This window comes from Candidatus Protofrankia californiensis (assembly GCF_900634765.1).
GTDB classification, from domain to species: domain Bacteria; phylum Actinomycetota; class Actinomycetes; order Frankiales; family Frankiaceae; genus Protofrankia; species Protofrankia californiensis.
Window position 1 is genome coordinate 9,684 of sequence record NZ_CAAAFT010000378.1, and the last position, 9,475, is coordinate 19,158.

Genomic DNA, 9,475 nt, shown 5'->3' on the forward strand with positions numbered 1-9,475 from the left:
CGAGGTAGCCGTTGAGCAGCGCGTCGCATTCGGCCTTGAGGACCTCGGGGACGACTTCGACGAAGTGGTTGAGCCGCGGGTCGCGCACGACATCCCATCGGGAGCAGACGGCGCCGTTGTACTCGTCCCACGAGCCGATGACCAGGCGGGACACCCGGGCGAGGACGACGGCGCCGGCGGCCATCAGGCCGGGCTCGAGCGTGGTCACGAGGGTGCAGGCGTCGAGTTTCCATGTTCCGAGCGCGCGTCCGGCCTGCCGGAGCACGGTGATCTCCGCATGGGCGGTTGGATCGGCCGTGCGCTGCCGGTCATGGTGCGCGGCGGCGATCTCCCGCCCGTCCGGGCCGTAGATCACCGCTCCGACGGGAGGATCACCAGCCCCCGGGTCCGACAGTACCCGCGCCATCTCCAGGGCGCGGCGCATCCATGGCTCGTACCTGGCGGTCGGCGCCAGCCGCACCGGACCTGGCTGCACAGGACCTGATTGTCCTCCCGCCTGTCCGGGCCGCTCGGTCCCGGCCGACCTGCTCCGTGTGCCGGTTGTACGCCCGGTCGGCGGCGTGCGGTTCGAGCGGAAGGCTCAAGCGGAACCCGTAATCGCGGCCGAGTGGACCCGTAAACCAGCACTCACGCGACCTCCATGTCGTCCAGTACTGGTTTATGATCCGCTGCCTGGCTCACCGCCCATGAACGCATCACCAGCGGCGACTACGCAACCCTGACTGGCCTCACCCAGACCGGGGCGAACCGCGCACTCGACCGGCTCGTCCCGGAACTGCTCATCCGCGGCTCCACCACCGGACGCAACGCCCACTACATTGCGGCGCGAACACGTCCGCAATAAACGCAGGACACATCCGCCCGTGCGGGCAGGGACCGGATACGGAGTCCTGCGCGGATGGCTGTAGCGATCCCCGCGGGCCGGCGTCATTGCGCTGCACGCGACCCTCGGCTACGGTTTAGTCGTGGCACTGAAGAGTGCATTTGTCGCCCGAAGGTACCTTGACTTCTCGCGTCTTGCGAGTTCTCTCTGTTGTTGCTGACGGAGCGTTAACCGGTCGCGTGCCATCCCGGTTCCACCAAACGGTCACTTTTCGGCTCCCTTGCCGGCCGTTCACCGTACAGCGCTTCTCTGATCAGTCCTGTGGGACAGGCTGCACGCCTTAATCAATTGATCAGGGAAAGGGAACCACCGGGGCGCTGCTGGCCTGCACGCTCAGGAGAAGACCCGTACCCGGCCCCGTCTCCGTCATCGACTCGTCGGTCGCCGCGGATGGCAGGCCCGCACCTGCCACCCGCAGAGCGGATCACCGATGCACCGCGTCTTCGTGGCCACCGTGAATCCGAGCTGGCGGAGACCTCGGCCGGCCACTGACCCGGGCCATCGGCGGGAAACGCCTGCTGCCGAATGTATGCCAGTCATTGCATAACGCATCGAGAGGAACGGGTTCGGATGCCGAAGTCCTACGTCTTCACCGAGCACGGCGGGCCGGAGGTGGAGACGTTCATCGACCGCCCCCATCCGGTGGCCGGACCAGGCCAGTTGGTGGTCGAGGTGCGTGCCGCTGGGGTCAACCCCGCGGACTGGAAGCGCCGGGCCGGTTTCCGGCCGCCGGGCGTAGCCCCGGTCGAGTTGCCGGCAGTGCTCGGCGGCGAGGTGGCCGGCGTGGTGGCACAGGTGGGTGAGGGTGTCGGCGGCTTCGCGGTGGGCGACTCGGTCTTCGGCAACACGGTGACAGGCGGATACGCAGAGTACACAGTTCTTGCGGCGGAGGTGACCGCGCACAAGCCCGACAGGTTGTCGTTCGCGGATGCGGCGACGCTGCCGATCGCGGCGGCGACCGCCTACGACGGTGTGCACCAGTTGGGGTTGCCGCCCGGCGCCACGCTGTTGATCACCGGCGTGGGAGGTGGGGTGGGGGTGGCGGCCGCGCAGATCGCCCGGCATGTGGGTCTGACGGTGATCGGCACCGCCAGCGCCGGCAAGAAGGACTTCGTCGAGTCCCTTGGCGTCATCCACGTCGAGCCGGGACCGGACGTTGCCGACCGGGTGCAAGCCGCCGCACCCGAAGGCGTCGACGCGGTCTACGACCTCGTCGGCGGCGCCGCGCTGGAGGAGGTGGCCGGGGTAGTGGCGGACAAGTCGAAGCTGATCACGGCCGCGGACCGGACGACGGTGGCACGTCTGGGTGGCGCGGGCGTCGAGCGGGCCCGCAACCGGGTGGTGCTCGACGCGGTCGCGCGGTTGGCCGCGGACGGCGTGTTGAACCCGTTCGTGACCCAGACCTTCCCCCTGGAGCAGGCGGCACGGGCGTTGCGAACGGTGGAGGACGGCCATGCCCGTGGCAAGGTCGTTATTGAGGTCACTCGATGACCGAACGGCGTCCGCTGAACAACTCTGCGCGGTCGTCGCTGCTGGGTTCGCACGCTCACCCGGCCGGGTGGCAGGGCGAGGTGCTGCGTTACCCGGTCGACGTCTCATCGAGTTCGTCACCCTGCCGGACGAACCCGACGGAGCAGGCCGCCGCTCACGTCTGGACGGACGACAATCGCGCCCTTGTCAAGGACCGCCTCGACACCCAGTTGGTCGGCTCCCCGCGGACCGTGGCGGACAAGCTCGAACAGCTCCAGCAGGCTACCGGCGCGGATGAGCTCGCCATCACGACGATCACCCATCGGCACTCCGACCGGGTGCGCTCCTACGAGCTGATCGCCGAGGAGTGGAAACGCCGCCGTCCCCTCCGTGCGGCCACCGCCTCACCACCTCCGTGAACACCGAGCAGACCGAACAGACCGACCAACCCGAACAGAAGGGGACGACCAGCTGATGCCCGCGCTCTTTCCACTCCATCTCGCCGTCGCGCTGGACGGTACCGGTTGGCATCCCGCGGCCTGGCGGGAGCCACGGGCGCGCCCACGCGAGCTGTTCACCCCGCGCTACTGGGTCGACCTGGTGTCCGAAGCCCAGCGCGGTCTGCTCGACTTCGTCACCATCGAGGACTCCCTCGGCGTGCAGTCCTCCCGCTACGACGGCCCGGACGGACGAACGGACCAGGTGCGCGGGCGCCTGGACGCAGTGCTGATCGCGGCCCGGGTCGCGCCGCTGACGGCGCACATCGGGCTCGTCCCGACCGCGACCGTCACGCACACCGAGCCATTTCACGTCTCGAAGGCGATAGCAACCCTCGACTATGTCAGCACCGGACGGGCCGGATGGCGGGCGCAGCTGTCGCGTCCCAGCGAGAACTCCCACTTCGGCCGCCGCGAAATCCCTCCGTTCCGGCTTGAGGATTATGCAAAACCCGAGCTCCAGGCAGCGTTCGCCGAATACTTCGACGAGGCCGGCGACTTCGTGGAGGTGGTCCGCCGGCTGTGGGACAGCTGGGAGGACGACGCCGAGATCCGCGACGCCGCCACCGGCCGGTTCATCGACCGCGAGAAGCTGCACTACATCGACTTCAGGAGCACATGGTTCAGTGTCCGGGGCCCGTCGATCGTGCCACGGCCGCCGCAGGGACAGCCGCTGGTCACCGCGCTCGCGCACGCCGCGGTGTCCTACCGGTTCGGCGCCCGATCGGCCGACGTCGTCTATGTGACCCCCCGGGACGCCACCGACGCGCGCGCGATCACCGAGGAGATCCGGGCCGAGCAGCACGCCGCCGGCCGGACGCAGAACGTGCACGTCTTCGGTGACCTCGTCGTCTTCCTCGACACCACCACAGCCGCGGCCAACGATCGCAGGAAGCGCCTGGACGAGCTGGCCGGCAGCGAATACAGCAGCGACGCGCTCGTGTTCGCCGGCACCCCGGCCGGACTCGCCGACGTGCTGCAGGACTGGCAGCGCGCCGGCCTGTCCGGCTTCCGGCTACGGCCCGGGACGATCCCGCACGACCTGGAGGCGATCACCCGCACGCTGGTCCCGGAGCTGCGGCACCGCGGCGTGTTCCGCACCGCCTACGAGGCGAACACGCTGCGCGGCCTACTCGGGCTGCCCCGACCCGCCAACCGCTACGCCGCCGCCTGACTACTCCATCGCCTGACACGCCAGCCGATATCGAGCGCCTGGAGCGTACGCATGAGCAAACCCCGCAAGCAGATCATCCTCGGTGCCTACCTCGGTGGCGTGAATCATCACACGGTGTGGTCCGACCCGGCCGCCCGCAGCCAGATCACGTTCTCCTCGTTCCAGCACCTGGCCCAGACCGCCGAGCGCGGCAAGTTCGACTTCTTCTTTCTCGCCGAAGGGCTGATCCTGCGCGAGCGGCTCGGTCTGATCTTCGACCAGGACATCGTCGGCCGCCCGGACACCCTGCCGGTACTGGCCGCGCTGGCCGGGGTGACCGAGCACCTCGGCCTGGTCGGCACCATCAACGCCACCTTCAACGAGCCGTACGAACTGGCGCGGCAGCTCAGCTCGTTGGACCACCTCTCCGGCGGACGGGCCGGATGGAACGTGGTGACCTCCTTCGACGCATTCACCGGGCAGAACTTCCGCCGCGGCGGCTTCCTGCACCGCGACGACCGCTACGTCCGCGCGGGAGAGTTCCTCACCATCGCCCGGAAGCTCTGGGACTCCTGGGCCGCCGACGCCGTGGTGGCTGACAGCGGCAGTGGGCAGTTCGTCCGCGACGACGCCGTGGGTGCGTTCGGCCATCACGGCGAGCAGTTCGACGTCACGGGGCACTTCAACGTCCCCCGCAGCCCCCAGGGCCGTCCGGTCATCCTGCAGGCCGGGGTGTCCCCCCAGGGCAGGGACTTCGCGGCGGGCAGCGCAGACGCGATCTTCTCCCCCTACCGCCAGCTGGCCGAGGCGCAGGAGTTCTACCGCGACATCCGGGCCCGGGCCGTCCGGCAAGGCCGTCCAGCCGACTCGGTCAAGCTGCTGCCCTCGGCGTCATTCGTGTTGGGCGCCACCGAGGCCGAGGCCGTCGAACGGCACCGGGAGATAGCCCGGACGCAGGTCAGCGGCAGTACGGCGCAGATCCTGCTCGAGACCGTCTGGAACCGTGACCTCTCCGGCTACGACCCCGACGGTCCGCTGCCGGACGTCGACCCCGACCCGGACGGCCCGCTGGTGATCCAGGGCCGGGCGCGCCTGCACCAGGACCCCCACGAGACGGTGGCCACCTGGCGGGCGCTGGCCGAGGCGAACAACTACTCGCTGCGCGAGCTGGCCATCCACGTCTTCAGCCACACCGAGTTCGTCGGCACACCCCACCAGATAGCCGAACGCATCGACTCCTTCGTCCAGAACGACGGCTCGGACGGGTTCATCCTCGGCTCCCACCTGACACCCACCGGCCTGGACGAGTTCGTCGACAAGGTGGTGCCGCTGCTGCAGGAACGCGGCTCGCTGCGCACCGAATACACCGGCACGACCCTGCGCGACAACCTCGGCCTCCCAGCCGGCGCCACCCTCGCCTCCGCCGCAGCCTGAGACGCGGTCGCAGACTTCGGACCGCGTCCGACCAAGAACCTGTCCTGCTTCCAGAAGCTCTTTGAGCAGACCGTGCCACCGCCCCGCCAGGTCACCATGTGCAGTATGACCGACACTCTGCGAAGGGGACCGTCACGCGCACCGGGACCAGATTCACCGGTACCACGGCGGCAGTGCCTGCCCGGTACCGTCCGCTGCGGAGCTCTCGACTCCCGTGACCGTTGGATATGTCCAGAGTCTCGCGTAGAGCGCGACCACGACCCACTCCAAGGACTTTCGATTTTTTCGAATAATGATAGTCTGGACGCATGGTCGACGCGCTACGTGAGCGAACGGTCCTCCCTCCAGCGGACAGCTCCGACCTTGCCCGCTTCGCCCGCCGCCTCGCCAGGCTGGAGGAACCGGCGAGAGCGAGGCTGGTCGGCCCCGACGGCTCCCAGATCGACATCCCTGACGAACTGTACGGGGTGCTTCACGATGTGGTGACCGCCCTGTCGCACGGCCTGGCCATCTCGATCGCGCCGCACAACACGATGCTCACCACACAGGAAGCCGCCGATCTACTCAACGTTTCGCGGCCGACACTCGTACGTTTGCTGACCGAAGGGGAAATCTCGTACACCATGCGCGGGCGACACCGGCGGGTGATGCTCCGCGACATCCTTGACTACCGTGAACGCACCCGCCGCGAGCACCGCCAGACGCTCGACCAGATAGCGGCGGACGCCGAAGACGACGACCTCTACAACGTGACCGCCGTGCCCAAACGAACCAGGTGACGCGGATACCACCGTGGCTTTCCCCGCGTTACTCGACACCTGCGTGCTCTACCCCGCCTACCTGTGCGACACCATGCTCCGGCTCGCTGAAGCCGAGGCGTACCGGCCACTGTGGTCCATCGATATCTTCATCGAGCTGAGGCGCAACATCGTCGAAGCCGGCATCCCGTCCGACCGGGTGGACCGGCGCATCGCCCACATGCGCCACTCGTTTCCCGACGCCATGGTCACCGGCTACGAATCCCTCATCGACGGGTATGACCAACGACCCGAAGGACCGCCATATCCTTGCCGCAGCGGTTCGCGCCAACGCCGAAGTCATCGTCACCTTCAACGTCCGCGACTTCCCTGGCCACCTACCTCGCCGACGTCCCCGCGCATCCGCGGTGACGGTTCGCATCCCCTGCTCGATGCCACTGGAATGCAGGTAGGCCATTACACCGGCCTTCATGTGTGCGTCGTCCTGCGGTGATCGTAATGGCCTGTCGAGTCTGCTGTGGACAGGCCGACGTGGTCTCTGATCAGATCCCGGAACAGGTCGGGATGCTCCAGCCACGGCAGGTGCCCGGCGTCGCGGAGATCGACACGGCGGACGTCGGGCAGCGCGCGGCACAGCAAGTCGACAGCCGAGCCCGGCCGTGGATCACGGTCGCCGTGCACCACCAGCACAGGCACCCGCAGTCCCCGGTACTCGGCCAGCAGGTCCTGTTCCACCCACCCGTCGACTTCGGCGCCAATCGCCCGATTGCACAGCTCGTTGACCGGCGACCAGGGCGTCGCCATCGCCGTGGCGTGTAGCTCACCGGCGTTGGGGTCGGCGTAGTCGGTCTTCCACTGGAGGATCGCCAGTTCACGGTCCTGATCAGCGGTGCGGTCGAGCGCTGCCAGTCGGTCATACCGGCGTAGCTCCGCCGACCGCAAACGGGCACGCATGTTGGCACGCCACTGCGCCTTCCACGCGGCGCCCGTACCGGTACCCGAGATGTACGCCAGGGAGCGAACCATCCCCGGATATGTGAGTGCGAACCTCAGCGCGAGCGTTGCACCCCAGGAGTGACCCAGCAGGAACACCGGGCCGTCACCAGTCGAGGCGATCACCTGGCGGAGGTCATCGACGCACTGTTCCACGGTGAAGGGCCCGACGCGCGCGGAACGTCCGCAACCGCGCTGCTCCCACCGCACCGTCTGGATCCGGTCGGTGAACAGCCGCGCCATCGGGTGGAGATAGTCGGCCAGCCCAGGCCCACCGTTGCACAGTGCGATCCGCGGACCCCTGCCGGTGACATCGCACCAGAGCGCGGCGCCGTCCGCGGCGAAGATTGTTGCCTCCACCCACCGAACCGTAGCAGCGACGGCATATCCACAGTCGGCCGCTCATCCCGACGCACCGCAAGAAGCATCTACCAAGCGCTGGCTTGCGAGGTGGTCCAGGCGTCCGGTGACCGCCGAAAATCTGCGCTGACAGCCTGGACACAATGGTCCTCACATGCGGACGGAGATACCAGGCTTCCCTTTTTGCGACTGCCGGACGGCGTTGCCGGGCCCTTATACAGAACTGGGGGGCGATGAAGCGGTGAGTGCGGCGGCACGGCCGAGGAATTCGCGGACCGACGGTTTCCGATGGTAGGGCGCAAGGTGAGTGGCCAGACGGGTGATATGACCGACACATCGGGCTGAGTCGACTTCCCCGGTGAGGGTGTTGATGGCGGCGGTACCGAGGGTCAGTACAGGGTCGAGGTCGGGCGGGTCCTGCCGGGCATAAGCGGTGGCAAGCAGTGTCTGGCGGAGGGCTGCTTCACGGGAAAATACCCTGTCCTGTAGGGACAGGGCAGCGTGGAGATGCTCTTGCGCCCGGGGCCACTCGTGAAGTTTCAGGTAACAGTAACCCGCCTGGGCGTGAGCCTGAGCCTCGTTGATCCAATAACACCATCCGGGTTCACCGTGCTCGGGAACAGCATCTGTCAGCCGGTCGAACGCGGTGTCGATCGCCGTGCGGCAGTCGGCGGTCTGCTGGTCGTTGGCGTACGCCTCGGCCGCCCGCAGATGCAGGATCGCACTCACCCGAGGTGTTCCGCCAGGGTAACCGGCCAGGGCGGTTTCAGCGAGTGACACCGCGGCACGGACATGACCGAGGTCCTTGGCCTGGCAGGAAGCGAAACCGAGGATGTTGGCACCGAGCGCGCGGTCACCGGCGGTGTGCGCGGCGTGGAGCGCGGCGACGAAGAAACGTTGCGCGGGGGCATGCTGACCGGCGTCGAAGGAAAGCCAGTCCGCCAGCCGGAGAAGTTCGGCCGCGGTGGCATGGAGGCGGCGTCCGACGCTGTCAGTGTAACGCCGATGCTCGATGAGGCCGACAACGTAGGCGAGGTGCTGGCGGACCAGGCCGAGTAGTGCACCCCCACCGAGCTGGTCGTCCATCCGGCGGAGCTGGTCGATGATCTGGTCAAGGTGGTCGACGACCGTGGCGGGCAGGGGACTGCCGCTGTTCCGGGTCACGGAGTCCACGGGTGGGGCGAACAGCCACCCGTGAGCGGGTTCGGTGATCGCCGTGCCCATGACAGTGAGGAACAGTCGACGATCCATGCCTTCAGCGTCGAGGATGCGCCGGGCCGCCTGCAAACCGCCCTCCACGTTCCAGGGCAGCACCATTGTGGTGTCTGCGGATGCGGTGTCGCCGTCGGATACCGGCGGCCACGGGTGGATGACGGTTTCACCCGGTAGTGGCCGGCAGAATCCCAGGTGCGTTTCTGTCGCCTGGTACAGCGTGCACAGCAGCTGCCGGTAGCGTCGTCGCGGTCGGACCAGCCCGCGTTCCCACCGGGAGATCATCTCGTCGTTGACCCCGGCGTGAGCTCCATCGATGTCGTGGGCAAGGTTCACAAGTCGTGATGCAACTTCGTGCTGCTCGAGGCCATACCACTCCCGGTAGGCCCGCAGCATCAGTGGGGTGTCTCCCGACATGACGGCCACGTCCTGCGTGTCGCTTGAGTGACTGAACGCGGCAACACTAACCGTCTCGACGTCGCTCCCTGGACGGCTTCCGGAAATGACGACGAAACGGCAACTGAAACGGCCACTGATTAGGCCATTGCAACGGCCTTCCTGTGCATCGTCCTGCGGTGTGCTGGGAGCGGTCGCCGCCGGGGCGATGAGCAGCAGAACCGGCCCCGGCGGCATGCCAGTCGCAACAAGGAGCCCCGTCCGGACGGCTCCACGAGCCCCAAAAGGAGGAAGACGATGAGCAACACCATCGGACAGC

At 67.8% G+C, this 9,475-nt stretch carries 8 protein-coding genes and 1 pseudogene; 6 read left to right on the forward strand and 3 right to left on the reverse strand.

The features are described from left to right. A partial coding sequence (locus DD1DGNOD_RS19390; protein ID WP_131770764.1) for a nucleoside deaminase occupies positions 1-424 on the reverse strand: 424 nt, incomplete at its 3' end. A 1,029-nt stretch (positions 425-1,453) separates the two neighbouring features. Here DD1DGNOD_RS19390 and DD1DGNOD_RS19395 point away from each other — a divergent pair. The 6 genes and pseudogenes from DD1DGNOD_RS19395 (at position 1,454) to DD1DGNOD_RS19420 (ending at position 6,688) form a co-directional block, all read left to right on the forward strand. After that, entirely contained in the window at positions 1,454-2,374 is a 921-nt protein-coding gene (locus DD1DGNOD_RS19395) for an NADP-dependent oxidoreductase (protein WP_131767895.1), read from the forward strand. A 140-nt stretch (positions 2,375-2,514) separates the two neighbouring features. Then, positions 2,515-2,772, forward strand: a pseudogene (locus DD1DGNOD_RS19400) (hypothetical protein); the annotation flags it as partial. 55 nt (positions 2,773-2,827) lie between these two features. Next, positions 2,828-4,024, forward strand: a complete 1,197-nt coding sequence (locus DD1DGNOD_RS19405) for an LLM class flavin-dependent oxidoreductase (protein ID WP_131767899.1) — start codon at positions 2,828-2,830, stop codon at positions 4,022-4,024. A 51-nt stretch (positions 4,025-4,075) separates the two neighbouring features. Then, the gene (locus DD1DGNOD_RS19410) at positions 4,076-5,437 is read left to right on the forward strand and encodes an NtaA/DmoA family FMN-dependent monooxygenase (protein ID WP_131770761.1); all 1,362 of its coding nucleotides are present in this window, start codon (positions 4,076-4,078) and stop codon (positions 5,435-5,437) included. Positions 5,438-5,745: 308 nt separating this feature from the next. Continuing rightward, positions 5,746-6,216, forward strand: a complete 471-nt coding sequence (locus DD1DGNOD_RS19415; RefSeq protein ID WP_131767900.1) for a helix-turn-helix domain-containing protein — start codon at positions 5,746-5,748, stop codon at positions 6,214-6,216. 13 nt (positions 6,217-6,229) lie between these two features. After that, positions 6,230-6,688 carry a hypothetical protein gene (locus tag DD1DGNOD_RS19420; RefSeq protein WP_206443310.1) on the forward strand — a complete coding sequence of 153 codons (459 nt, stop codon included), beginning with the start codon at positions 6,230-6,232 and terminating at the stop codon, positions 6,686-6,688. Here the strand turns inward: DD1DGNOD_RS19420 and DD1DGNOD_RS19425 are convergent. Both DD1DGNOD_RS19425 and DD1DGNOD_RS19430 read right to left on the reverse strand, forming a co-directional pair. Beyond that, positions 6,664-7,548, reverse strand: coding sequence for an alpha/beta fold hydrolase (locus tag DD1DGNOD_RS19425; protein ID WP_131767901.1), 885 nt, complete (start codon positions 7,546-7,548; stop codon positions 6,664-6,666). The genes DD1DGNOD_RS19420 and DD1DGNOD_RS19425 overlap by 25 nt on opposite strands. 213 nt (positions 7,549-7,761) lie before the next feature. Then, positions 7,762-9,177: a helix-turn-helix domain-containing protein gene (locus tag DD1DGNOD_RS19430; protein ID WP_131770762.1), complete on the reverse strand. Its 1,416-nt coding sequence runs from the start codon at positions 9,175-9,177 to the stop codon at positions 7,762-7,764. Positions 9,178-9,475 lie beyond the last annotated feature (298 nt).